At 41.2% G+C, this 25,979-nt stretch carries 20 protein-coding genes; 3 read left to right on the forward strand and 17 right to left on the reverse strand.

Going from position 1 to position 25,979, the window contains the following annotated elements:
* Positions 1 to 40: 40 nt before the first annotated feature.
* On the forward strand, positions 41 to 466 hold the full coding sequence (gene cadR, locus ACTD55_RS04395; protein ID WP_438863095.1) for a Cd(II)/Pb(II)-responsive transcriptional regulator: 426 nt from the start codon (positions 41 to 43) through the stop codon (positions 464 to 466).
* A 342-nt stretch (positions 467 to 808) separates the two neighbouring features.
* On the opposite strand, the gene ACTD55_RS04400 is transcribed toward cadR, so the two are convergent.
* The 4 genes from ACTD55_RS04400 to ACTD55_RS04415 all read right to left on the reverse strand — a co-directional run bounded on the left by ACTD55_RS04400 (position 809) and on the right by ACTD55_RS04415 (position 6,943).
* A complete protein-coding gene (locus ACTD55_RS04400) occupies positions 809 to 3,994 on the reverse strand; it encodes an efflux RND transporter permease subunit (protein WP_438863096.1) in 3,186 nt (1,061 codons plus the stop codon).
* Positions 3,995 to 4,004: 10 nt separating this feature from the next.
* Positions 4,005 to 5,171 carry an efflux RND transporter periplasmic adaptor subunit gene (locus tag ACTD55_RS04405; RefSeq protein ID WP_438863097.1) on the reverse strand — a complete coding sequence of 389 codons (1,167 nt, stop codon included), beginning with the start codon at positions 5,169 to 5,171 and terminating at the stop codon, positions 4,005 to 4,007.
* 70 nt (positions 5,172 to 5,241) lie between these two features.
* On the reverse strand, positions 5,242 to 6,489 hold the full coding sequence (locus ACTD55_RS04410; RefSeq protein WP_438863098.1) for a TolC family protein: 1,248 nt from the start codon (positions 6,487 to 6,489) through the stop codon (positions 5,242 to 5,244).
* Positions 6,490 to 6,574: 85 nt separating this feature from the next.
* Positions 6,575 to 6,943 carry a hypothetical protein gene (locus tag ACTD55_RS04415; protein WP_438863099.1) on the reverse strand — a complete coding sequence of 123 codons (369 nt, stop codon included), beginning with the start codon at positions 6,941 to 6,943 and terminating at the stop codon, positions 6,575 to 6,577.
* A gap of 253 nt (positions 6,944 to 7,196) precedes the next feature.
* Here ACTD55_RS04415 and ACTD55_RS04420 point away from each other — a divergent pair, with 253 nt between their 5' ends.
* Positions 7,197 to 9,182 carry a cytochrome c/FTR1 family iron permease gene (locus tag ACTD55_RS04420; protein ID WP_438863100.1) on the forward strand — a complete coding sequence of 662 codons (1,986 nt, stop codon included), beginning with the start codon at positions 7,197 to 7,199 and terminating at the stop codon, positions 9,180 to 9,182.
* A 159-nt stretch (positions 9,183 to 9,341) separates the two neighbouring features.
* Here the strand turns inward: ACTD55_RS04420 and ACTD55_RS04425 are convergent, their stop codons facing one another.
* From ACTD55_RS04425 to sdhC, 13 genes are all read right to left on the reverse strand, one after another.
* The gene (locus ACTD55_RS04425; protein WP_438863224.1) at positions 9,342 to 9,485 is read right to left on the reverse strand and encodes a MerR family DNA-binding protein; all 144 of its coding nucleotides are present in this window, start codon (positions 9,483 to 9,485) and stop codon (positions 9,342 to 9,344) included.
* 391 nt (positions 9,486 to 9,876) lie between these two features.
* Positions 9,877 to 10,383, reverse strand: coding sequence for a hypothetical protein (locus tag ACTD55_RS04430; protein ID WP_438863101.1), 507 nt, complete (start codon positions 10,381 to 10,383; stop codon positions 9,877 to 9,879).
* Between the two features lie 82 nt (positions 10,384 to 10,465).
* Positions 10,466 to 10,777, reverse strand: a complete 312-nt coding sequence (locus ACTD55_RS04435) for a hypothetical protein (protein WP_438863102.1) — start codon at positions 10,775 to 10,777, stop codon at positions 10,466 to 10,468.
* A gap of 253 nt (positions 10,778 to 11,030) precedes the next feature.
* Complete coding sequence (locus ACTD55_RS04440) at positions 11,031 to 12,260, reverse strand: GGDEF domain-containing protein (protein ID WP_438863103.1); 1,230 nt, start codon at positions 12,258 to 12,260, stop codon at positions 11,031 to 11,033.
* Positions 12,261 to 12,444: 184 nt separating this feature from the next.
* The gene (glnS, locus tag ACTD55_RS04445; protein WP_438863104.1) at positions 12,445 to 14,109 is read right to left on the reverse strand and encodes a glutamine--tRNA ligase; all 1,665 of its coding nucleotides are present in this window, start codon (positions 14,107 to 14,109) and stop codon (positions 12,445 to 12,447) included.
* Positions 14,110 to 14,265: 156 nt separating this feature from the next.
* Positions 14,266 to 15,138 carry a succinate--CoA ligase subunit alpha gene (gene sucD / locus ACTD55_RS04450; RefSeq protein WP_438863105.1) on the reverse strand — a complete coding sequence of 291 codons (873 nt, stop codon included), beginning with the start codon at positions 15,136 to 15,138 and terminating at the stop codon, positions 14,266 to 14,268.
* Complete coding sequence (sucC, locus tag ACTD55_RS04455) at positions 15,138 to 16,304, reverse strand: ADP-forming succinate--CoA ligase subunit beta (protein ID WP_438863106.1); 1,167 nt, start codon at positions 16,302 to 16,304, stop codon at positions 15,138 to 15,140. The genes sucD and sucC overlap by 1 nt, the downstream gene beginning before the upstream one ends.
* Before the next feature lie 216 nt (positions 16,305 to 16,520).
* Entirely contained in the window at positions 16,521 to 18,074 is a 1,554-nt protein-coding gene (gene odhB, locus ACTD55_RS04460) for a 2-oxoglutarate dehydrogenase complex dihydrolipoyllysine-residue succinyltransferase (RefSeq protein ID WP_438863107.1), read from the reverse strand.
* On the reverse strand, positions 18,074 to 20,902 hold the full coding sequence (locus ACTD55_RS04465; RefSeq protein WP_438863108.1) for a 2-oxoglutarate dehydrogenase E1 component: 2,829 nt from the start codon (positions 20,900 to 20,902) through the stop codon (positions 18,074 to 18,076). Before ACTD55_RS04465 ends, odhB begins: the two co-directional genes overlap by 1 nt.
* Positions 20,903 to 21,006: 104 nt before the next feature.
* Positions 21,007 to 21,717, reverse strand: coding sequence for a succinate dehydrogenase iron-sulfur subunit (locus ACTD55_RS04470; protein ID WP_438863109.1), 711 nt, complete (start codon positions 21,715 to 21,717; stop codon positions 21,007 to 21,009).
* A gap of 15 nt (positions 21,718 to 21,732) precedes the next feature.
* On the reverse strand, positions 21,733 to 23,505 hold the full coding sequence (sdhA, locus tag ACTD55_RS04475; RefSeq protein WP_438863110.1) for a succinate dehydrogenase flavoprotein subunit: 1,773 nt from the start codon (positions 23,503 to 23,505) through the stop codon (positions 21,733 to 21,735).
* The gene (gene sdhD, locus ACTD55_RS04480; RefSeq protein WP_438863111.1) at positions 23,506 to 23,853 is read right to left on the reverse strand and encodes a succinate dehydrogenase, hydrophobic membrane anchor protein; all 348 of its coding nucleotides are present in this window, start codon (positions 23,851 to 23,853) and stop codon (positions 23,506 to 23,508) included.
* Positions 23,847 to 24,221, reverse strand: coding sequence for a succinate dehydrogenase, cytochrome b556 subunit (sdhC, locus tag ACTD55_RS04485; RefSeq protein WP_438863112.1), 375 nt, complete (start codon positions 24,219 to 24,221; stop codon positions 23,847 to 23,849). Before sdhC ends, sdhD begins: the two co-directional genes overlap by 7 nt.
* 355 nt (positions 24,222 to 24,576) lie before the next feature.
* Between sdhC and ACTD55_RS04490 the strand changes: the two genes are divergently transcribed.
* Positions 24,577 to 25,857 carry a citrate synthase gene (locus ACTD55_RS04490; RefSeq protein ID WP_438863113.1) on the forward strand — a complete coding sequence of 427 codons (1,281 nt, stop codon included), beginning with the start codon at positions 24,577 to 24,579 and terminating at the stop codon, positions 25,855 to 25,857.
* Positions 25,858 to 25,979 lie beyond the last annotated feature (122 nt).

Below are 25,979 nucleotides of genomic sequence, written 5' to 3' on the forward strand. Positions count from 1 at the left end.
ACTTTAAGGTCAAGTGAAAGGATAGAATAAGTGAATCATAATGAAAATAGGCGAATTAGCGAAAGTAACAAAATGCACAACGGAAACTATCCGATATTACGAAAAGTCAGGACTCTTACCTATGCCTGAACGTAATGAAAGTAATTATCGCCTTTATAATCAAACGCATGAATACCGTCTAAACTTCATTCGTAATTGTAGAAGTTTAGCAATGAGCCATGAAGAAATTCGTCGTTTATTAACCTTAATGGATAAACCACCCGCTGATTGCAGTGATGTAAATTATTTATTAGACGAGCATATCAACCATGTTGATACGCGGTTGCAGGAATTAATCGAGCTTAAAGAGCAGTTAAATTATTTACAACAACAGTGTCAAAATGAAGATGTAATTGATCATTGTGGAATTTTACAAGGGTTAAAAACAATGGAATATAGCGAAAGACAACAATCCCATTTAAAATAATTGTCAGTTAAGCATTCTATTTAACCTCAACTCTGGATAAGAGATTAGCTAACACATTGAATAGACTTAAATTTATAATTTTTATTGTTCTAGCTTGTTGTGTTTTCTTAATACAAGGCAAATTAGTGCGTCAATAGCGAGCTATTGCAATCTAATTTAACGCAGTAGCAAGGAAAAGCAGCAGCTAGAAAGCAAGTTGTTATCCATAGTTGAGGTTATTTAGTACGCTAATTATTGGAAGATAATTGGAGGGCAAAAAGGATATTAATATTTCTATTAACATCCTTTATTTTACATTTTTTGTTATCCCGAGTTGAGATTATTTAGCCTGATTTTTAGTGATTATCGTTGCATTTCTTCAATCTTACCTTTCGAGAACCAAGCATAAAGCACTGGTAATACAAATAAGGTTAAGAAAGTCGCCGTAACCAAACCACCAACAATTACTGTGGCTAATGGACGTTGAATTTCAGAACCAACACCATTTGACAAAATCATCGGTATTAAACCAAGAGCAGCGATGATAGCAGTCATTAATACCGGTCGCAGCCTTGAAATTGCCCCTTCATATACCGCTTGGGCGATATTTTTAGCGCCATCTTCAATACGTAAATTAATGGCCTCTACCATCACCACACCGTTAAGTACCGCGACACCAAATAGGGTGATAAAACCAATAGAGCTAGGTACAGACAAGTATTGACCTGAAATATATAAAGCAACAATACCGCCGATCATTGCCAATGGTAAGTTCACTAAAATTAACATGGCTTGACCAACACTACCAAAAGCAAAATAAAGCAGCAGTGCGATCATCGCAATAGAAAGCGGAACCACTATAGACAAACGTTGTTGTGCGCGTTGTTGATTTTCAAATTGGCCACCAATATCTACTGAGTAGCCCGCAGGCAAATCCACTTTATCTTTTATCGCTTGGCGAATATCTTTTACCACTGAGCCCATGTCTCTATCTTGCACGTTGGCTTGAATAACCACGCGGCGTTGAACATCGTCACGGCGAACTTGTGGTGGGCCAGATTCAATACCGATATTTGCTACATCACCTAAACGTACCCACGCACCATTAGGCGCTTGCAAACGTAAATCGGCAATGGCTTGACTGTCTTCACGAAAACGTTTGGCTAAGCGTAAATAAATGTCGTAACGCTCGTTACCGTTAATCACTTGTCCTACCCCTTTACCACCAATACCGTCACGCACTAATGTCATTACGTCACCTATCGATAAGCCATAGCGTGACAGTTGTTGACGGTTAGGTTTTATCACTAGTTGTGATTCACCCGCTATTTGTTCCATGGCAACATCGCGCGCTCCGTTAACGGTTTGAATTGCATTAACAATCGCTTGCCCTTGTTGAGCTAAAACATCAAGATCTGGTCCAAATAACTTGATCGCGAGTTGTGCTTTTACCCCCGATAATAATTCATCAACACGGGCTGCAATAGGTTGTGAGAAATTCAGTAATAAACCAGGGAATTGCTCTAATTTTTCAGCCATCAATTCTTGTAATTCTTGCCTCGTTTTAGCACTTACCCATTGCTCATGTGGGTTTAAGCCAATATAAATTTCAATGTTACTGACTGGCTCAGGATCACCACCAAGTTCAGCACGACCTATACGGCTGGACGTATAAGCGACTTCAGGGAATTCCATTAATATTTTCTCAAGTTTCGGCGCTACGCTAAGCGCAGTGTCTAAGCTTGTTGAAGGAGCCATAGTGGCACGTAAGTTAATGGTGCCTTCTTCAAGTTCAGGCACAAACTCTGTGCCTAGCTGAGGAAGTAAAAATAAAGCACCAACTAATAATGCCCCCGCGCCTGTTAATACTAACGTTTTGGCATTCATCGCTTTGTTAAGTGCGATTCGATAGGCTTTTTCTAATAGCGTCACTAGCGGGCTAGTTCTTTCTTTTATGCCACGCTGAAAAAAGTAACTTGCTAATGCAGGTACTACAATCAAAGATACTGCAAGCGATGCCGCCATAGCGATCATAATACTAATTGCCATCGGCTGAAATAATTTACCTTCCACACCTTCTAAACTAAATAAAGGTGCAAATACCACCATGATTATGGTGACGGCAAAAAATACCGGTTTAGCCACTTCTTTTGCGGCTTCTTGTATACGTAAACCAACATTGCTGTCGTGCTCAGCATCAAAATTGTGCCCTTTTTCATGACGTTTATCTGGATGAGACAGGTGCTTGAAGATGTTCTCCATCATCACCACGGCTCCATCAACCATCATACCGATAGCAACCGCTAAGCCACCTAATGACATTAAATTAGCGGATAATCCATTGTAAGACATAACAGTAAGCGCCATACCAACAGAAAGCGGAATTGAAACAAGCACTAAAATAACAGCGCGTATATTCAGTAAAAATAACACTAAAACAATAACGATAAAGACAAAGGCCTCTACTAACGCTTTTTCAACTGTATTAACTGCTTTTTCAACTAAATCAGCTTGGTCATAAATAGCCTCAAAACGAACTCCTTTAGGTAACGCTTGTTGAATTAACGGAATACGATCTTTAATGCCATCAATGGTCTCTTTAGTATTAGCGCCCATGCGTTTTAACACGATACCCGAGACAACTTCACCTAAAAACTCACTACCATTTGCTTTACCTTGTTTATCAAAAGTGCGCTTAGTCATGGTAACAGCGCCTTGGCGAATTTCACTGCCAAACTCAATGGTGGCTACATCAGATACGTGTACAACTGTGCCATCAATCGTTTTAACAGGTATTTGAGCCAATTCTTGTAGGCCCTTTTTGCCCGAACTTAACCAGCCAACACCGCGAATAATAAGCTGCTCTTGGCCCCTGTCCATGTACCAACCACCGGCATTGCTATTATTTTGTTCCAATGCGTTAACAATATCGTCTTCGGTTAAATTATAAGAAAGTATACGAGCAGGATTAATATTTACTTGGTATTGTTTTACTTCACCACCAAAGGCAAGTACGTCAGTAACACCGTCAACAGGCATTAATAATAGCTTTACTACCCAATCGTTTAAACTGCGAAGTGCCATAACATCATAGCCAGAGTCTTTATCTGCAAGCAGCAAATATTGATAAACTTGCCCTAAACCTGAAGTATTTGGCCCTATTTCTGGAGTGCCCACACCATTTGGGATCATGCCTTTGGCTGATTGCAAGCGTTCAAACACTAATTGCCGTGCAAAATAAATATCGGTGCCTTCTTTAAAAACGACCGTAATACCCGACAAACCTGTTTTAGAAATAGACCGCACTTCTTCCACATCGGGTAGGGCGTACATTACGGCTTCAATAGGAAAAGTAATAAGCTGCTCTACTTCTTCTGCTGCTAGCCCAGGTGCTTCTGTGTTGATAGCAACTTGTACATTAGTTACATCAGGAAAAGCATCCAAATTTAACTTCGGAATAAAAAATATGGCACTTGCTATCAACGCAATCAAGGCGAGAATCACCAGTAAACGATTGGTTACTGACCAATCAATAAGTTTATTTAACATGAATGTTCTCCTAATGGCCGTGGGCGTCAAAACCGCCTTTGGCGATTTCAGCGCTAACATAAAATGCGCCTGCGGTTACAACGTTAGTACCAGCTTCAATACCTTTAATTTCGTGCCACTTTTCAATGCTACTATCATTAGCCGATGTGAATGTTCGTCCTAATTCAATTTCTTGCCCTTTAAAGCTGCCATTTTGTTCAATAAAAACTTGCCAATCGCCATCACTACTTCGCATAAGTGCACTTTCTGGTACGGCGAGTACTTGCTCTGTCGTGGTAAAATTAAAATAAACATCAACAAATAGTCCTGAATGTAATTGATCGTCAATATTGTCAACCGTCAAACGCACTGTACGAGTACGCGTTTGTGGGTCTATGGTGTGTGCTTTTTGGGTAATATGCCCTAGGTAAGATTTGTTGCCTACTTCTATGACCGCTTTACTCCCTTCTGGTAAAGCCACTTGCATACTCGGTGCTAAGCGAGCTTCAACCCATAAGCTACTTTCATCAGCGAGTTCAATTAAGGTGTCGCCTGATAAAACGCGCTGGCCTTGACGAAAATTATCTGATAATACTGCGCCAGACGTCATGGCATTTAGCACATATTCACCTAACTTTGACTTTTGCGTGGTTAGCGCTGCAATTGACTGTTCAGATAAACCAAATGCTAATAAACGACCAACATCGGCTTGGTAGTCGGTTTGTGCGGCAATATAACGTTTATCACCAACGGCTTTACGTCCTAGTTTTTGCACACGTTGCCATTCAGCATTGGCTATCTGATAACGGGCTTGAGCATCAGCAACTGATTCACTAAATAAAGTCACTAGGGCTTGACCTTTTTTTACATGATCACCCAATGCTACATGACGTTTTACTATCACAGAGTCAACACGAGGTGAGACTAAATAACTTTTATAATCATTCGCTTGTATTTCGCCAGGGGCATACACACTGTATGTCATTATTTGTGGCTGTAATGCTTCCACTTGAATATTGGCAAGTGTTAACTGCGCTTTTGAAAGTGCTATTGTGCCTTCTGATTTTTCCTCTTGTGTTTTAGAGGGGGTTGCACCCAATTCGTTTGCTAAAGTTGGTAAGGCAAATAGCTGGGTATTGATTAATAAAGCACTTAATAGCGCCAATTTCGTTTTATGGGTAAATGTAGTTTTTTTCATCTTTAGTTCCAAAATTTTTTAAGCAGCGACAAAAGTGAAAACTTCGCTGGAGATAGTTATTCGCTTGTGTTTATTTCAAGCTTTTTAACGCAACATCTATTTGACCAATAGCTAATAGCCAATCTATTTGACTAAGTTTGAACTGACTTTGTAGTTCAATTCCGGCAAGCAAGCCTTCGGCGCGTTGTTGTAAGGCAAGTAAATATTCTCTGGTATTCATATCACCACTTCGCCATTGTTTTTGCAGTAAATCAGCAATGCGTTTATCGCGACCTTGCATTAATTTTTGCCAGCGTTGATAGTGGTTTTTATAAGCGAGTACCGACTCGGTAGTTGCTTGTATGGCAAATTTTTGTTTACGCAATACTGACTGTAATTGTGATTCAACGGCAACAGCTTGTTGATTAGCGGCACGCGCTTCACTGCTATAATCGTTGCGCATGTTTAAGGGCATAGAAAAACTTAAACCTAATGTATTATCATTATTTGTTTTACCTGCGTTTACGCCAAAGGTAGGATCAGCTTTAGTGGCAAGTAATGCTTGATAAGCATCACTTTTACTGATTTGCCATTGTAATTTAGCTATTTGTACTAAAGGATGTTGATTAAGCCATTGCCTAGTGGTTTGCTCATCAATTTTATAACGATCAATCGCAATACCTTGAGTGGGCAAAATTTGTATGCTACTTGTCCAATCAGGCATTAATTCAATAACCTTCGCTTTGGCGTTAGCTAATTGTACTTGTGCTTGGGCGCTAGTATTTAAGGTTTGAGATAAGCTTAAAGAAGTGAGTTCTGCATCAACTTGACTAACATCACCCGCTTGTTGACGCTTAGCAACTAAGTTAAGCAAAGTATCTAATTGTTGCTCTTTCTCGCGAGCAATTTTGGCTTGCATTTGCGACTTTTGGTAATTCACTAACGCTTTTAATGCCTCGGCTGTTTTCTCCTGTATCAGGTAAGAAAACGTTTGCTTTGCTTGCACTAATTGAAAATCAGCCTTTTTGCTACGCTGATCTCTTTTATCCCATAAATCAATGGTTTGATTTATACCAATAGTAAAGTTATTAAATTGACCTTCACGAGAAACATCGGTAGCTAGTTCAGGATTATAAAGTGCCTTTTTCTGTCCTTCGGTTAATGAAAACACTGCATTCAAATTTTCTTTTGCAGCAATAACCTCAGGATTTTTATTTATTTGTTGCGTTAACCATGAAGGTGACGCAGCGGTTGCCGTAGGTGCAGGTGAAGCATACACGGCAATAGGTAGACTCACGCATAATAATGCTAAAGCCTGTTTTACAGGATAAAATTTCATTGTTAAAACTCATTTATAAAATTATCAGAAACACAAATTCAATAGAGTTTTGTGTTGTAGTTGATTATTTGCTAATTAAAATGAATTAAACGATGGGAGGACGTAAATCAGGGGATAAATGTGTAGAAATGTATTTATGTTTGAAAAAGAAGTTTTGTTCTTTACCGTACAGAGCATAAAAAACGAGTGAATTATTGGTTAAATCAGCACAGCTAACGCCATGACAGTAGCAACAATGGTCATTACTTTCTTGGTTTGTTTGTTCGTTAGTTTGCGTATTACTGACATAGTTAACAGAAGTAAGGTTGTGTTCAGTTGTTATTTTATTATAAAAATAGTCTGTTTCGGTAAACTCTGTATTTGGCTGATGAAATTTTGCCGCATCGGCAATAGCATCCACTGATTGCAAAGCAATTAGCGCTATTAACAGAAACATTAAAACTCGTTGAAGCATTTAGCATTCCCAAACAGTTTTTATAATTAGGATGAAGATGAGCAGAACAACTAAACAGGTGGTTAAGTTGTGACTTTCTTTCATTGAGCACGCAAAGTAGCAAAGGTAAATTTTTTTGTAAAGATAAATGTGAACTTCCTTTTTACTTTTTAATTATTATTGCCTTTTTTTAATTATTTGATTGACCTTATACCTACTACAGGGTTTATAATTGAGAATAGTTATCATTTAACCTTTTTAGGAATACATTGCGATGAGCCGTTTTTCATCTGTCTTATTTGTTAGTCTTTTTGTTTTATGCACTTGGTCAAGCTTGTCACAAGCTAGTCAGCTTGATGCACAAAATACAAATAACTCTAATCAACCATCAACTAGTCAACTTTTAACGACTCAAAGTAACGAACAAGCTCAACTTAGGCAACTAAGTCAATTAGCTGAATATGTTGGCGTTGATTATGCGGCGGCGGTTAATCAGGGAAAAATAATCAATAACGATGAATACCAAGAAATGCAGGGATTTTCCGAATTAATTGTTAATAAAACATCTATGCTTAAGGTGGCAAATCAGCCTCTACTTTTAACGCAAGCACAGCATTTAAAACAAGCGGTAAAAGAAAAAGCACCATTAACCGATATTAGACAATTGGCCTCAACATTACGAAGAACTTTAGTCAGGTTAATGCCAACAATTGTATTTCCTCAACGGTTATTATCAGAAGATGATACTCAAGCACTATTTCAAACTAATTGCGCCGACTGTCATGGTGCTACAGGCCAAGGAAATGGAATTTTAGCAAAACAACTTAACCCTGAACCCACAAACTTTACCGATAAAAATCGTGCTTTAAACCGTTCTTTATTAGGATTGTTTGACGCTATTTCAAATGGCTTAGAGAACACTGCAATGCCAGCATTTACTCAACTGAAAGAGCAGCAACGTTGGTCTTTAGCCTTTTATGTTGGCAGCTTAGCTTTTAAAAACAATAAAAAGACTAAAAGTGATATTAACGTTAACACCTACCCTAGTATGGCTGACTGGGTGCATTATAGCCCAAGTCAAATAACGAAAGAATCAACACAGTTAACGCTGCAACAAATTGAACTATTAAGAGCACAACCTTTAAGATTATTTAGTCAACAGCCAAAACCAATAACTGTTGCTCAAAACCAATTGCATAACGCTATAAATGCCTACAAAAAAAATAATTACGCAGAAGCAAGTACCTTGGCAGTGAGTGCCTATTTAGACGGATTTGAGTTAGTTGAAAAGAGCTTAGATGCACGTGATAGCAAATTAAGAAAAAGCATTGAAATAAATTTAATCGGTTTACGCCAATTTATTGGACGTTCAGGTAACGACGCACAACTTTTTGAACTTACAGACAAGGTGTTTACTCAACTTAGTCAAGCTGAGCAACTTTTAACGCAAGGATCGTTATCAAATACAGCATTGTTTAGTGCTAGCTTAGTTATTTTACTACGCGAAGGGCTTGAAGCTTTATTGGTAGTTATTGCTTTAATGACCGTGTTGGTACGCACCAAACGTAAAAACGCATTAAAATATATTCATATTGGTTGGATAACCGCATTAGTTGCGGGTATTGCAACATGGGCGCTAGCGCAAACATTAATTAGCATTAGTGGTGCGAGCCGAGAGGTTATGGAAGGCGTTGCATCATTTATTGCCGCTATTATGTTGTTATATGTGGGCATATGGATGCACAGTAAAACCAACGCCCAACAATGGAATAATTATATTCAAAAACATGTTAATAGCCATATACAAGCAGGCACACTTTGGGGACTAACGTCATTATCATTTATTGCCGTTTACAAAGAAATATTTGAAACGGTACTGTTTTACCAATCATTACTAACACAAGCATCGTCGGTTCAATATTCAGTTGTTGTAAGTGGCTTTATTATCGGCTGTATTATATTGGCAATTGTTGCATGGGCTTTATTGAAATACTCAGTGAAGTTGCCTATCGCTAAATTTTTCTCAGCAACGACTTATTTATTATTGGCCTTAGCTTTTATTTTAATGGGCAAAGCGATATCTGCTTTACAAGAAGCGGCGATGTTAGCAATTTCTCCTTTACCCATTCATATAGAGGTCAGCTGGATTGGAATTGGTTCAACATGGCAAGGGCTGTTAGCACAAATCGCCGTTATTGCTTTTTTTGTTGTTTATTTTTATAGCAGTAAATTAAAGCTCAAAAGTAATGTTCAAAATTAATCAATTATAACTCAAGCCATGGTTCAACTAGCTATGTTTAACTGAGCTTGAATTAGGATAATAAGCCGCTATGTTTTGCAAAATACCACATTCATTCACGGCTTTATCTTCTGAACAACTTTTACTGAGTGTTTTTAACTCTTTACGTAAATCTTTTAATTAATAAATACGATGTTTAACTTGCGCTATATGTGTATTCATCACCAGATTAATTGAATTACAGCTATTGTCTGTGTTTTTTCTTAAGCTAACTAGTTTTCTGATTTCGGCTAAAGACAAATTTAATGAACGACATCGTTTTATGAATAAATACTACTGAATGGTTTGTTATATAAGAAAAAATCACCTTCACTCAACAGCAAATAACAATTGCTCTTTTCGTAATAATGAATAGTTTGAATGGAACTGCCTGACAGCTTTACCAGTTCACCTATTTTCATTATGCGCGCCTTTGCGCCACAAGAAAATCTTGTACCAGTATTGATTTATTTGTGTGTGACTTTTTCTAGTGAATAGTCACAATTGCTCAAAACCCACCTATTAGCAATTTCGAGGGGATGGGCGCAAAACCCCTAAACCGCTACTTACAAAAAAAATTAAGAGCAGGTAAACACTACGTCTAGTGGTTGGTTCCTCTAAGTGGACAACCCTTATTTACGTACAGCATCGCTGTAGGTTATGTGTATCAAGGGCTTTAGACGAACATTGGACTTTTCGCTGAAATGGGCACAAAACCCCTATATCGGCGGGTAACTTCACCTAAAAGAGCCAGTGATTCGACCTGACGATTGGCGTCGATAACAGACCGACTGTACGATATTAGGTCTTGCCGGGCAGAGCGCTTGCCGCCCATTTCGATGACCGAAGATAATGCCACTGTCAATTCCGAACCACCAATCCCAGTAAAATTTCCAGTTCCCCCAATATTGGAGGCATCAAAGCCCAACTCAAATGCTGGTCGCAACTGTGCCGTTTGAGCTTGCCCTTTTAGAGCCGCATAGCGGAAGGGAAAGACTTTTAAACTTGGATTTTGTGATAGTGAACGTTGTATGGCATTCGCTAACGTCAGCGTTTTATCCGCTGGTGCCGCATTAAGCCATGATGGAAAAAGAAAAAAGAATAAACTAAACAGAATATAACGATTTCTAATAATACGTTTATTCCACGCGCCAAAGCATGACGCTGTGTACATTGGTAACATGTGATAGATCCTACTTATTTAAGATAATACATACCGAGCATTGCAATGATGGCAATACATGGGACAAACTTAATCAGTAAAATCAGGCTATTGGAGGGCGGTACAGTGATGACGAAGGGGCTGAAGAAATAGGAGCAAGATAATTGAAATGTAACAGACTATTGTGAGTAAATTTCGGCTGTTCGATATTGGCAGCTAGATAAAAATGCCCATGGCAGCCATGCAGATGACAATGAAGGAAATCATAAGTTGATACATCTTGAACAATCGGATCAGTAGCATCCTGAGTGTTTGCTTTTACCGAGGATACGCCATCGGAGTAATTCATAGTAAAATGGACAGTGGCAGAATCATCTACAGGATGTACGTCCATCATTGCCGTCATAGATTGCATTACAACCAATACTAACAATATATAAGACAATATATTTCGACTTACACTCAAATCCCGCAACCCAACGAAAGACAATCAACGACACTTATCATAACATTTTTATTAGTACATTCAATACATCCCCCAGCCTTTCCCTCAATGATTGGTTTATAAAATACAATCAGGAAGTGCTGGAATAGCACATCATCCACTCTTGCAGATAGCTTATCCGCTTGATCAGGTCACAATATAATATAGATAGTAAACGATGATTTTACTGCTTAGCCAATTGCACACAATTACGTCCAGCCGCTTTGGCTTTATATAAAGCTTGGTCGGCGGCTTTCATGACATCTTCAAACTCAGTTAACTGGTTATCCCGTTCGGCGATACCAAAACTGGCGGTAACAAAAACTTCCTGACGCTTGGTACTCGCTGCCCCATTACGACCTTTGGCATTGTTCTGCTCACGCCCGGTTCCACGTAATAAAAACGGTCTGGCACCAATCGCTTCACGCACTTCTTCGACAAACACTTTGGCTTGTTGTGCAGTTTTATGTTGAAACACAATGGTAAATTCTTCACCACCATAACGGAACGCTTTACCTCCACCGCTCACTTCATCGACGCAGGTTGCCACCATCTTCAACACCTGATCGCCCACTTCATGGCCGTATTTATCATTGAAGCGTTTGAACTTGTCCACATCGCCCATCACCACCGTATATTTTTTACCCAGCGTGGCGGTATGTTGCATTAACGCCCGACGACCTTTAATGCCGGTTAATTCATCTTTAAAGGCCATATTGTAACTATCATGCAGAATTAATACGCAAAAGGCGGCTGCTAATAGACTTAACATTAATTGCGGTAATAATTGGCCAAAATATAACATCATGCCGGTGACACTTAAAGTCACCAACATCAGTGCCGCATGACGATTAGTGGGTTTTAAGGTAAAGCGTACCAAGCCGATAAATTGCACAATTAACATTAACAGCACTTCCGCACCATTAAATTTAAGCGCTTTTACCGTAGTCGACTGTTGAAAAAGTTGAGTCAACCAAGGCATAGAAAGGCTTTGCAAATACATGCTGGTTAAGATAACCGCACTACAACTGGCAACCATTACCGACACACTGGCAGCCAATCCATAAACACTAAAACCGCGATCCCGTTCCCATAATAATCCCACCATACTGCTAATCAGCACTAGCGGTAAAAAATGTTGAACCTGTTCAACCGTTAAATAGGCGGTGGGAATACTGCCCACATATAGGCTGGCAAATAACAAGCAAGAGGCGATAAATAAGCGACTATGACCAAATTGCATCGCCATAATGGCAGCAATAATCAGTAATGAATGGGGTAGCCACTGCAATTTTTGCAAATATTGGCCAACCATAATAGGTAAGTTATCAATACAAACGATGAGCAGGACAATAAAAATCAACTGACCGAATAAGGATTTCAGTGCAAATTTAGCGGTATCAACAAAATCCAAGTGAGCCCCTTATTTAGAACTTTATATTGCTAGAGGTAAAGGCAGTGTCGTTATGGTGCCAGATTGTAGCGGCAATTCATCAATGTGTTTGAAAAAATTTCATACTCTTCAGGTGTTTGTCATACCATAAACCAATAAATAGCGACTATATGATTGGCTCTCATATAGTCGCCATAAGGATTTACTATTGTCCTGAATTAGACCAGGTATCTCGCAGACCGACGGTACGATTAAAAATCAACTTGTCGTCTGAACAATGTTTGTCTTTGCAAAAATACCCGGTTCGTTCAAATTGTACTGCTTTATCTTGTTCAAGCTTCAACAATGCCGGTTCAACAATACCCTGCATGATCTGCAATGAGTCGGGATTAATCGCTGCTACAAAATCCTCTTCGGCTGACGGATTAGGTACGGTAAATAAACGATCATAAAGACGAATTTCAGCCGGAATCCCCTGCTCGGCACTGACCCAATGAATGACGCCCTTGGCTTTACGGCCATCAGCAGGATCTTTCCCCAAAGTGTCGGCATCATAAGTACAATAGATAGTGGTTATTTCGCCATTTTCATCTTTATCAACCCGATTGGCTTTAATGAAATAAGCGTTACGTAAACGTACTTCTTTATCCAGTACCAGTCGTTTGAATTTCTTATTTGCTTCTTCTCGGAAATCTTCCCGTTCGATATACAATTCACGAGTAAATGGCACCTCTCGAGTTCCCTGACTTTCATCGTTGGGATGATTAGGTGCAATCAATGTTTCTCGCTTATCTTGTGGATAATTTTCAATGATCACCTTAACCGGATCCAACACCGCCATCGCTCGTGGTGCGTTTTCGTTGAGATCATCTCGAATACAGGCTTCTAGCATGCCCATCTCAACCATATTATCCATTTTGGTGACGCCAATACGTTTACAAAATTCACGAATAGATGCTGGCGTATACCCTCTGCGTCTTAATCCAGCAATGGTTGGCATACGGGGGTCATCCCAACCTTCAACATGTTCTTCGGTAACCAGCTGGATCAATTTACGCTTACTTAATACGGTATATTCCAGATTGAGACGAGAAAACTCGTACTGGCGTGGCACTGTATCAATCCTGATATTTTCCAGTACCCAGTCATAAAGACGACGGTTATCCTGAAATTCCAGTGTGCACAATGAATGGGTAATCCCTTCCAGTGCATCGGAAATACAGTGAGTAAAGTCGTACATAGGGTAAATACACCACTGATCACCGGTTTGATGGTGATGAGCAAATTTTACCCGATACAAAACCGGATCACGCATACACATAAAGGGCGATGCCATGTCAATCTTCGCCCGCAGACTGCAATGACCTTCAGCATATTCACCGTTTTTCATTTTTTCAAAGTGAACCAGGTTTTCTGCAACTGAAGTATCCCGATAAGGGCTATTTTTACCAGGCTGTTTTAGGGTACCACGCAACTCGCGCACGGTTTCCTGATTGGAAAAGTCCACATAAGCTAAGCCCTTCTCAATCAATTCAACGGCAAACTGATGCAGTTGAGGAAAGTAATTGGACGAATAACAAATCTCACCATCCCAATGGAATCCTAACCATTCCACGTCATGTTTAATCGAGTTAACGTAATCGATATCTTCTTTTTCAGGGTTAGTATCGTCAAAACGTAAATTACATTGCCCTTGATAATCCTGTGCCAAGCCAAAGTTCAGGCAAATAGACTTCGCATGGCCAATATGCAAATAACCATTAGGCTCAGGTGGAAAACGAGTATGAATAGCTTGATGTACCCCGTTAGCTAAATCCTTATCAATGATTTGACGAATAAAATTGGTCGGACGATTCTCAGTCTCGGCCATACAGGCAACCCCTTATGAAAAATAAATAAAAATAATCGCGCTTATCATACCAGCAATCGCTGTCTTTCAGCATTAAAAAACCCGCAATTAAGCGGGCTTTTTCAATTTACTACACGGTGACTCTGCAATCAGAGCCACTGTGAGTCACAGGTTGTTTTACCAACCGGTGACTTCGCGCAATGCTTTACCGATCTCAGCTAATGAACGTACGGTTTTAACACCCGCCGCTTCAAGAGCTTTAAATTTATCGTCAGCAGTACCTTTACCACCCGCGATAATCGCGCCAGCATGACCCATACGCTTACCTTCAGGTGCAGTTACCCCAGCAATGTATGAAACCACAGGCTTGGTGACGTTTTCTTTTATGAATGCTGCCGCTTCTTCTTCTGCGGTTCCACCAATTTCACCGATCATTACGATGGCTTCAGTTTTAGGATCGTCCTGGAACATGCGCAGAATATCAATAAAGTTAGAACCCGGAATAGGATCACCACCAATACCAACACAAGTAGACTGGCCAAAACCTTCATCAGTCGTCTGTTTTACCGCTTCATAAGTCAATGTACCAGAACGGGAAACGATACCGACTTTTCCTGGCTTATGAATATGACCAGGCATGATACCAATCTTACATTCTCCTGGAGTAATCACTCCTGGGCAGTTAGGACCAATCATGCGAATCCCTTTGCTATCCACATACTCTTTAACATACAGCATGTCGATAGTCGGGATACCTTCGGTAATACAAACAATCAATTCGATACCGGCATCAGCGGCTTCTACGATTGAATCTTTACAGAAAGGTGCAGGTACATAAATAACAGTCGCTGTCGCACCCGTTGCTTCAACCGCTTCACGAACGGTATTAAAAACAGGCAAGCCCAAGTGAGTCGTTCCGCCTTTACCAGGCGTAACACCACCAACCATTTGCGTTCCGTAAGCGATAGCTTGTTCGGAATGGAAAGTCCCCTGACCACCAGTGAAACCCTGACAGATAACTTTGGTATCTTTATTAATTAATACTGACATTATTTGCCCTCCGCTGCTTTAACAACTTGTTGAGCCGCGTCAGTCAAACTGCTTGCAGCAATGATATCAAGGCCAGATTTAGCCAATACGTCACGGCCTAATTCAGCGTTAGTACCTTCAAGACGTACCACAACAGGCACGTTTACACCGACTTCTTTAACGGCACCGATAATACCTTCGGCAATCATGTCACAACGTACGATACCACCGAAAATATTAACCAATACCGCTTTCACATTGTCATCAGACAAAATGATTTTGAATGCTTCGGCAACACGTTCTTTGGTTGCACCACCACCAACATCAAGGAAGTTAGCCGGTTTGCCACCGTGCAGGTTTACAATATCCATGGTTCCCATGGCCAAACCAGCACCGTTAACCATACAACCTACGTTGCCATCAAGAGCAACATAGTTCAGCTCCCACTTGGCTGCATCGGCTTCACGTTGGTCTTCTTGTGAAGGATCGTGCATTTCCTGTAACTTAGGCTGGCGGTACATAGCGTTACTATCGATAGCTAATTTCGCATCCAGACAGTGCAAGTTACCGTCAGTCTTGATAACCAATGGATTCACTTCAATTAAGGCAACATCCAAGTCTTCAAACATTTTCGCCAGACCCATAAAGATCGTGGTGAATTGACGAATTTGAACGCCTTTAAGGCCTAATTTGAAAGCGATTTCGCGCGCTTGATACGGCTGAGCACCGACTAAAGGATCGACTTCAGCTTTAAGGATTTTTTCTGGTGTTTCTTCTGCTACTTTCTCAATTTCAACACCACCTTCAGTAGACGCCATAAATACGATACGACGGCTACCACGATCTACTACTGCACCTAAATACAGTTCTTGATCGATATCAGTACAAGACTCTACCAAAATTTTGGTAACTGGTTGTCCAGCTTCATCTGTCTGATAAGTCACCAAATTTTTACCCAACCACTGTTGAGCAAAAGATCTGATTTCTTCTTTATTCTTGACCAGCTTTACACCACCCGCCTTGCCGCGGCCACCTGCGTGTACCTGACATTTTACGACCCATTCGTCACCGCCAATACGTTCTGCGGCATCGATTGCTGCTTGAGGACTGTCAGCAGCATAACCTTGAGATACGGGTAAACCATATTCAGCAAAAAGCTGCTTACCCTGATATTCATGCAAATTCATGGTGTATTATCCGTTTTCCGATGAACCAATTTAAACACCCTCAATGGGGTTTTACCTTGATTCCATTACGACAAAAAAGCTGCCAAGGCAGCTTGAATCAAACCGCCGGGAATTATAGTCATTACCCGGCGTAAGTGGTAGCCAAAACACATTATTTATTGGCTCAATTATTCAGAATAATCCTAAAAGATGATTATCTTCGACTAAATTGTTTCGTTACACATCCAACAACAAGCGAGTTGGATCTTCTAGCATTTCTTTTACGGTGACCAAGAAGCCCACCGACTCTTTACCATCAATAATTCGATGATCATAAGATAATGCTAAATACATCATTGGTAAAATTTCAACTTTACCGTTAACCGCCATTGGACGATCCTGAATTTTATGCATTCCCAGAATAGCGCTTTGTGGTGGATTGATAATCGGAGTAGACATCAATGAACCAAATACGCCGCCATTGGTAATGGTAAAGTTACCACCCTGTAAATCATCCATAGATAATTTACCGTCACGGCCTTTCAGTGCCAGCGCTTTGATACCTTTTTCAACACCGGCAACCGATAACTGATCACAGTCACGTAATACCGGTGTTACCAGACCACGAGGTGTAGATACCGCAATCGAAATGTCGAAGTAGTTATGATAACAAATATCATCACCGTCAATAGAGGCATTCACTTCAGGGAAACGTTTTAATGCTTCAGTCACCGCTTTAACATAGAAAGACATAAAGCCAAGACGAATATCATGACGTTTTTCAAACGCTTCCTGATATTGCTTACGCAAATCCATAATGGGCTTCATGTTCACTTCATTAAAAGTGGTTAACATGGCGGTAGAGTTTTTCGCTTCTAATAAACGGTTGGCAATCGTTTTACGTAAACGGGTCATTGGAACACGTTTTTCGGTACGATCAGCCAAACCGGCAACTGGTTCCGCGCTAGCGCTATCCGAGGACTTGGCAGCAGGCTTGCTGTCGGATGACTTAAGATGTTTTTCCACATCTTCTTTAGTCACACGGCCACCTTTTCCACTGCCTTTTATAGCAGCAGCATCAATCCCTTTTTCCGCTAATAAACGACGTACAGACGGGCTTAACGCATCATTGTCATTTTCATCAGAACCTTTATCGGGATCCGAAGCACCTTTATCATCTTTAGCGTCGGATTTAGTCGCCCCCGCCCCACTGGTAAATTTACCAATAACCTGTTCGGCATTAACCGTGTCACCTTCTTGGGCAAGAATTTCTGATAATGAGCCATCTGCAGGTGCGACAACTTCAAGCACCACTTTATCGGTCTCGATATCAACCAGATTTTGATCTCTGGATACGGCTTCACCTGGCTGCACATGCCACGTTGCAATTGTTGCGTCTGCCACAGATTCGGGCAGCACCGGTACCTTAATTTCCACTGACTCACCTTTGCTACTATTAGTACTTTTACTGGATGGCTCATCTTTTTCAGATGAACTGTCTGAACTATCAGAACTGTCTGAACTATCTTTACTAGATGATGATGATTTACTTTCACCTGCTTCAAAATGAGCAACAATCTGCTCAGCAAGTACCGTATTACCTTCACCTTCCAATATTTCCGTAATCGTACCATTAGCCGGTGCGACAACTTCTAATACGACTTTATCGGTTTCAATATCAACCAGATTTTGATCTCTGGACACCTGCTCACCGGGTTTAACATGCCAAGTGGCGATTGACGCATCGGCAACAGATTCCGGCAAAACGGGCACTTTAATTTCAATCGTCATTATTTGGTCCCTTGATTAATGGTTAATGCATTTTCTACCAATGTTTTTTGTTGCTGATTATGCACTGATATATAACCAACCGCAGGTGATGCTGAGGCTTCACGGCCAGCATACGTTAATTTGGCACCTTCAGGAATTGACGCCCAGAAATTATGTTGCATGCAATACCATGCACCTTGGTTTTGAGGTTCTTCCTGACACCATACCCAATCTTTAACATGCTGATAATCGGCCAGAGCCTTTTCAATATCAACATGAGGGAAAGGATACAGTTGTTCAATACGGATAATTGCCACATCAGTCTGTTCGTCTTTACGACGTTGTTCTAATAAATCGTAATAAACCTTACCAGAACACATAACCACTCGTTTAACCTGCTTCGCATCGATTTCATCAATCTCGCCAATCACGTTATGGAATACACCTTCCGCTAGTTCTTCCAGACTGGATACTGCTAAGGAATGGCGTAAAAGTGATTTTGGCGACATAACAATTAGCGGGCGACGCATGGGACGAACGACCTGACGACGGATCATGTTATACACCTGAGCTGGTGTTGAAGGCACGCATACTTGCATGTTGTGGTCGGCACAAAGCTGTAAAAAGCGTTCTAAACGCGCTGAACTATGCTCTGGTCCCTGTCCTTCGTAGCCATGCGGTAATAATAGGGTCAAACCACACAACCGCCCCCATTTCTGCTCACCTGAGCTTAAGAATTGGTCAATAACAACTTGAGCACCATTGGCGAAGTCACCAAATTGAGCTTCCCAAATCGTTAAAGCCCCCGGCTCGGCTGTGGCATAACCATACTCAAACGCCAACACGGCTTCTTCGGACAATACCGAGTCATAAATTTCAATCGGGCCTTGCTTATCACTCATATGTTGCAGAGGCATATAAGTCGAAGCATCTGTTTGATTATGAATAACTGCATGTCGATGGAAGAAGGTACCACGGCCAGAATCTTGACCCGTAAAACGGATCCGCGATCCCTGTTCAACAATTGAGGCATAAGCCAATATTTCTGCACAGCCCCAATCAAGTGGTTTTTCACCACTAATCATTGAAATGCGGTCTTGATATAATTTTGCAACACGCGCCTGTAATTTCACATTTTCAGGATAACTACAAACCTTATTGCCCAGTTCCTTAATTTGCTCAACACTCAATGATGCATCATAAGGTACGGTCCACTCTTGACCAATATAAGGAGACCAGTCGACCGAATGCTCAGTCATTGGACGCCATTCTTCTACGACACAGGCACCATGATCAAGTGCTGAACGATAATCGGCAATCAGCTTGTCAATTTCATGTTGGCTAATAGTATTTTCAGCCAGCAGCTGCTGGGCATACAGTTCGCGCGGGACTGGATGTTTTTTGATCTTTTTATACATCAACGGTTGAGTTGCATCGGGTGTATCGGCTTCGTTATGGCCGTGACGACGATAACAAACCAAGTCAATCATCACATCTCGTTTAAACTTGTTACGGTAATCCAACGCCAACTGTGTAACAAAAATAACCGCTTCAGGATCATCCGCATTAACATGGAAAATAGGCGCCTGCACCATTTTGGCTATATCGGTACAGTATTGAGTTGAACGGGTATCTTCTTTATTGGAGGTGGTAAATCCAACCTGATTATTAATAACAATACGTACCGTTCCACCCACAGAGAAACCACGGGTTTGGGACATATTAAAGGTTTCTTGCACCACACCTTGACCGGCAATGGCTGAGTCACCATGGATAGTAATAGGTAATACGGTTGAACCATCATTGCACTGACGACGATCCAGACGTGCTCTTACCGAGCCAATAACCACTGGGTTGACGATTTCAAGATGCGATGGGTTAAAGGCCAACGCCAAATGTAAATCACCGCCAGGCGTAGCAAAGTCAGAAGAATAACCAGCGTGATATTTAACATCACCTGAACTAAGCGATTCATCATGTTTACCGGAAAACTCATCAAATAATACTGACGGGTTTTTTCCTAATACGTTGACTAATACGTTCAAGCGTCCACGGTGAGCCATGCCAATAACCACTTCTTTAGCGCCATTGACTCCCGCGTGACTAATTAGGCTTTTCAACATTGGAATTAACGCATCTCCACCTTCCAGAGAAAAACGTTTTGCCCCCGGGAACTTGGAACCGAGGTACTTTTCCATACCATCTGCGGCAATTAATCCTTTAAGAATTGAAATTTTGCTATCACGACTGAATTCTGGCTTAGCCTGTACCGATTCAATACGCTGCTGTAACCAACGCTTTTGCTCAGTGTTGGTGATATGCATATATTCAGCCCCAATCGAACTGCAGTAGGTTCGATTTAATGACTTGAACAACTCACCTAATGGCATAGTTTCTTTACCTACGGCATAAGAACCTACGCTAAAAACAGAGTCGAAATCTTGCTCGGTTAATTCATGATGAGAAAGCTCCAGATCTCTTACCCGTTCTTGTTTCCACAAATCAAGAGGATCAAGATTGGCTTGTTCATGACCGCGGAAGCGATAAGCATTAATAAGTTGTAAAACTTTAACTTGCTTGGCATCGGAGGCATTTGCGGTTGCCGGAGCGGAAGTGCGTCCCAAAGGACCAAGTTGAGCCATTTTCTTAAACAACTCGCGCACATCACTATGATTGGTTTCTATCTCTACACCCTCTAAACGAGGAAGTTGATCGAAGATGTCGCGCCATTGCGGCTCCACATCTTGTGGATTTTCAAGATAGGCTTCGTAAATTTCTTCTATGTAAGCTGCGTTACCACCAGCCATGTAGGATGATTCCCACCATGCTTTCATCGCGCTTTTTTGCATTGCTGTCCCTTAATCAGATCAAGACAAACCGGCCTTCCGGTTTGTCTAACTAAGAACATTAAATAGTTTCAGTAGACGTTTGCCTACATCCTTCATACAGCTATCTATACCGACCGTTGTAACAACATCGATTTAATTTTCCCGATGGCTTTAGTCGGATTTAGATTTTTCGGACAAACACTCACACAATTCATAATACCGTGGCATCTGAATACACTAAACGCATCATCCAGTTCATTTAAACGTTGTTCTGTTGCAGTATCACGGCTATCCGCCAGGAACCGGTAAGCATGTAATAAACCTGCAGGTCCGATAAACTTATCCGGATTCCACCAGAATGACGGACAAGATGTCGAGCAACATGCACATAAAATACATTCGTACAAACCGTCTAACTTTTCACGCTCTTCTGGTGACTGAAGATACTCACGAGCCGGAGGCTGAGTATTATCATTAATCAAATAAGGCTTAATTTTTTCATACTGCTGATAGAACTGGCTCATATCAACCACTAAATCACGTACGACAGGTAACCCGGGTAAAGGTCGTATGACAATTTTACCTTTGCCCAATGCTGACAATGGGGTAATACAGGCCAAGCCGTTTTTACCATTTAAATTCATGCCGTCAGAACCGCACACCCCTTCCCGGCATGAACGTCTGAATGATAGTGTTGGATCCTGCTCTTTAAGCAAAATCAACGCATCCAGAACCATCATGTCCTGACCTTCGTTGACTTGCAGAGTATAGTCCTGCATGCGAGGAGCATTATCTACATCAGGATTATAACGATAAATTGAAAATGTCAATTTCATCTGATTTAGCTCCTATTAATAAGTACGGGCTTTCGGAGGGAAAGCATCGCGACTGACAGGTGACATATTCACATTACGCTTAAGCATCGACTCAGTTTGAGGCGCATAGATACTGTGACATAACCAATCATCATCATTTCGATCCGGGAAGTCGATACGACTATGAGCACCACGACTTTCGGTACGGAAATTCGCCGCAACCGCCGTTGCATATGCGGTTTCCATCAAGTTGTCTAATTCCAGACATTCAATACGTTGTGTATTGAAATCACTACTCTTGTCGTCAAGACGTGCTGATTTCAAACGTTCACGAATTTCTTTCAGTTCAGCCAAACCGGTTGCCATCGCTTCACCTTCCCGGAATACAGAGAAGTTAAGCTGCATACACTGTTGCATATCCTTACGAATTTGCTCTGGGCTTTCACCTTTACCGGCTTCAGAACTTTCCCAACGATTAAAGCGGGATAGAGACTGTTCAAGATCGGATGCTGACGCGTCAGCTTGTGGGCCAATTTCATTTAACGCATCGGCCAAGTGCAACCCGGTTGCGCGACCAAATACGACTAAGTCAAGTAATGAATTACCACCTAAACGGTTGGCACCATGCACAGATACACAAGCAATTTCACCACAGGCAAATAAGCCGTTAATTGGCGTTTCTTTACCATTGGCATCAATGCTCAAGGCTTGACCATTTACGTTAGTTGGAATTCCGCCCATCATATAGTGACAAGTTGGAATAACTGGAATCGGTTCTTTAACCGGATCAACGTGAGCAAAGGTACGAGATAATTCACACACACCCGGTAAGCGAGATTCAAGCACTTCTTTACCTAAGTGATCTAGCTTCAATTTCAGATGAGGTCCCCAAGGACCGTCACATGCTCGCCCTTCACGAATTTCAGTAATCATTGAACGGGCAACGACATCGCGACTGGCTAAATCTTTCGCATTCGGAGCATAACGCTCCATAAAGCGCTCGCCATCTTTATTCAGCAGATAACCGCCCTCACCACGACAACCTTCAGTAACTAGCACGCCCGCTCCGGCAATACCGGTTGGATGGAACTGCCACATTTCCATATCTTGCACCGGTACACCAGCGCGTAAGGCCATCCCCACACCATCACCAGTATTGATGTGTGCGTTGGTTGTTGAGGCATAAATACGACCAGCTCCGCCGGTAGCAAGCACCACGGCTTTGGATTTAAAGTAAACAACTTGTCCGGTTTCCATATCGATTGCTGTACAACCGACCACGTCACCTTGCTGATTTTTAACTAAATCCAGGGCATACCATTCGCTAAATACCTTAGTTTTATTTTTAACGTTTTGCTGATACAACAAATGCAGCATCGCGTGACCAGTACGATCCGCTGCTGCGGCGGTACGAGCAGCTTGCTCTCCACCAAATTCTTTAGATTGACCACCGAAAGGACGCTGATAAACACGACCATTTTCAAAACGTGAAAAAGGCAGTCCCATATTTTCTAATTCAATAATGGCTTCAGGACCGGTTTTACACATATATTCAATCGCGTCCTGGTCACCAATAAAATCGGAGCCTTTGACGGTGTCATACATATGCCATTCCCAGTTATCGTCATGGGCGTTACCTAAAGCGACTGTAATACCACCTTGCGCAGACACAGTATGAGAACGAGTCGGAAATACTTTGGATAATAAGGCACAGGATTTACCTGATTCGGAAATTTGTAACGCTGCGCGCATACCCGCGCCACCGGCGCCGATAACGACGGCATCAAACTCATGTACAGGAATACTCACTTAAACACCCCACAATACAAATAAACCCACTACGCTATAACCAAACGCCAGCAAGTTTAATAAAAACTGAATAGTAGCCCTTAGACCCGGATTTTTAACATAATCGGTTAATACCTGCCAAAGACCAATGCGAACATGGATCATAATCGATACCAATGTTGCAAATGTGAATACTTTCATCCACAAAGAGGCAAACAAGCCTTGCCATATTTCGAAGGTAATTGTTGGTGTAGTAAGGAAGAAGCACAACATATATATTGTGAAGGCAAAAATAACCAATGCGGTTGTACGCAATGAAACAAAATCTTGTACACCATTACGTTTGAGAGCGGCCTGATTTGTTACCATAGTATTACCCCAACAACGACAGTTAACACGACCCATAAAACAATAATGGCTTTAGCGCTATTATTACCCGAGTCAAGTTCTTCCCAATGTCCTAAATCCATCACCATATGACGTAACCCACCCAAAACATGGTAAGTCAGTGCAGAAATGGTTCCTACAGTAATTATTTTTCCAAACCAGCTGGTCATGCATTGCTGTACGCAAAGAAAACCATCTGCTGAAGAAACTGATACCGCCCAAGCACCAATTACGAAAATTAGTGCAAAAAATAATGCCACACCAGTAGCACGATGGAGGATAGAGGATACAGCAGCTGGCGGAAAACTAATCGTATTAATTTGTAAATTTACTGGTCTTTGCTTTTTCACGATTTGTTGCCTGTTTAGTCCTATTCGAACTGGTTATTTTCATTATCATCAAAAATAAGTAAATCTTATTTTCAACACCTGAAGGTTGTTCAGTCAAATGATTGATTAAAGCTATAAATAGTCAACTATACTGGAAACTATTCCGCTTCAGCTCAATCAGCGAAAGTATATCCAGCCATGTGACTAAATACAATTTTTGTTCCAAATTAGATAGTTACAAATTGGCCTTTAAACAACAAATGCACAAATAATAATCGAAAATTCATTAAAATTGACTTCGCACTGCTTTATCAGTACAAATAGCGGCTATTTTTAATAGCTTAGACCACAGAAAAATTCTGAAGGAGAGCAACAAATGGCAGATAATAAAGCCACCTTGACGGTTGGTGGCAAGGAACTAGACCTCCCTGTACTAACCGGAACCGCTGGGCACCCAGTAATAGATATTCGTAGTTTGGGCGCGAACGGTTACTTTACTTTTGATCCTGGTTTTATGGCCACCGGCTCTTGTGAGTCAGAAATAACTTATATCGATGGTGCTGAAGGCATTCTATTACATCGGGGTTACTCGATCGAAGAATTGGCTCGTGAAGCCGATTACCTTGAAGTGTGCTACATGTTGTTACATGGTGAAGCGCCAAATTCAGAGCAATATGCCGAGTTTAAACAAACCATCACTCACCACACATTAATCCATGATCAAATCAATAATTTCTTCCGTGGATTCCGTCGTGATGCCCACCCAATGGCAATGTTATGTGGCACTGTCGGGGCAATGGCCTCTTTCTATCACGATGACCTGAATATTACTGATGCGGACCAACGTTTACGTAGCGCGTATCGTCTGGTTGCCAAAATGCCAACTTTGGTTGCCATGTGTTACAAATACAACATTGGACAACCCTTTGTTTATCCAAGCAATAAACTGTCCTATGCAGAAAACTTCTTAAACATGATGTTCTCTGTACCGGCTGAACCGTACAAAATCAGTCCAGCAGTGGCCAGAGCGGTAGATAGAATTTTCACTTTACACGCTGACCATGAGCAAAATGCATCAACCTCGACGGTTCGTTTAGCAGGTTCTTCAGGTGCGAATCCTTATGCTTGTATTGCCGCAGGTGTAGCTTCTTTGTGGGGACCGGCTCACGGCGGTGCGAACGAAGCCTGTCTGAACATGTTACAAGAAATTGGCAGCGTTGATCGTATTCCAGAGTTTATCAACAAAGCCAAGGATAAAAATGATCCGTTCCGTCTGATGGGCTTTGGTCATCGGGTTTATAAAAACTTCGATCCACGTGCCACTGTCATGCGCGAAAGCTGCCACGAAGTATTGGCAGAACTAAATATTGATGATCCTTTGCTAGAAGTCGCAATGGAGCTTGAGCGTATTGCGCTAAGTGACCCCTACTTTGCTGAAAAGAAACTATTCCCGAACGTAGACTTCTACTCAGGAATTATCCTAAAAGCAATTGGCATTCCGACCAATATGTTTACCTGTATCTTTGCATTAGCAAGAACTGTTGGATGGGTTTCTCACTGGCATGAAATGCTAAGTCAACCGGGACAAAAAATTGGCCGTCCTCGTCAGTTGTATACGGGCCACGCCAAGCGTCCGTTTAATAAAATCGATAAATAAACATTAGACGATTCATAATTAGCAAAAGCCAGTCAATTGACTGGCTTTTTTATGTCTAACTGACTGCTTTGACGTTTAAATTAATCCCCCAATAGATCATCTACATATAAAATGAAATCAAT

The organism is Neptunicella sp., assembly GCF_048268085.1.
Lineage (GTDB): Bacteria > Pseudomonadota > Gammaproteobacteria > Enterobacterales > Alteromonadaceae > Neptunicella.

Bases quoted from the DNA above. Each gene is read 5' to 3' on its own strand.
- cadR (WP_438863095.1), top strand. From the start codon at position 41: ATGAAAATAGGCGAATTAGCGAAAGTAACAAAATGCACAACGGAAACT.
- ACTD55_RS04400 (WP_438863096.1), bottom strand. From the start codon at position 3,994: ATGTTAAATAAACTTATTGATTGGTCAGTAACCAATCGTTTACTGGTG.
- ACTD55_RS04405 (WP_438863097.1), bottom strand. From the start codon at position 5,171: ATGAAAAAAACTACATTTACCCATAAAACGAAATTGGCGCTATTAAGT.
- ACTD55_RS04410 (WP_438863098.1), bottom strand. From the start codon at position 6,489: ATGAAATTTTATCCTGTAAAACAGGCTTTAGCATTATTATGCGTGAGT.
- ACTD55_RS04415 (WP_438863099.1), bottom strand. From the start codon at position 6,943: ATGCTTCAACGAGTTTTAATGTTTCTGTTAATAGCGCTAATTGCTTTG.
- ACTD55_RS04420 (WP_438863100.1), top strand. From the start codon at position 7,197: ATGAGCCGTTTTTCATCTGTCTTATTTGTTAGTCTTTTTGTTTTATGC.
- ACTD55_RS04430 (WP_438863101.1), bottom strand. From the start codon at position 10,383: ATGTTACCAATGTACACAGCGTCATGCTTTGGCGCGTGGAATAAACGT.
- ACTD55_RS04435 (WP_438863102.1), bottom strand. From the start codon at position 10,777: ATGCAATCTATGACGGCAATGATGGACGTACATCCTGTAGATGATTCT.
- glnS (WP_438863104.1), bottom strand. From the start codon at position 14,109: ATGGCCGAGACTGAGAATCGTCCGACCAATTTTATTCGTCAAATCATT.
- sucD (WP_438863105.1), bottom strand. From the start codon at position 15,138: ATGTCAGTATTAATTAATAAAGATACCAAAGTTATCTGTCAGGGTTTC.
- sucC (WP_438863106.1), bottom strand. From the start codon at position 16,304: ATGAATTTGCATGAATATCAGGGTAAGCAGCTTTTTGCTGAATATGGT.
- odhB (WP_438863107.1), bottom strand. From the start codon at position 18,074: ATGACGATTGAAATTAAAGTGCCCGTTTTGCCGGAATCTGTTGCCGAT.
- ACTD55_RS04465 (WP_438863108.1), bottom strand. From the start codon at position 20,902: ATGCAAAAAAGCGCGATGAAAGCATGGTGGGAATCATCCTACATGGCT.
- ACTD55_RS04470 (WP_438863109.1), bottom strand. From the start codon at position 21,717: ATGAAATTGACATTTTCAATTTATCGTTATAATCCTGATGTAGATAAT.
- sdhD (WP_438863111.1), bottom strand. From the start codon at position 23,853: ATGGTAACAAATCAGGCCGCTCTCAAACGTAATGGTGTACAAGATTTT.
- ACTD55_RS04490 (WP_438863113.1), top strand. From the start codon at position 24,577: ATGGCAGATAATAAAGCCACCTTGACGGTTGGTGGCAAGGAACTAGAC.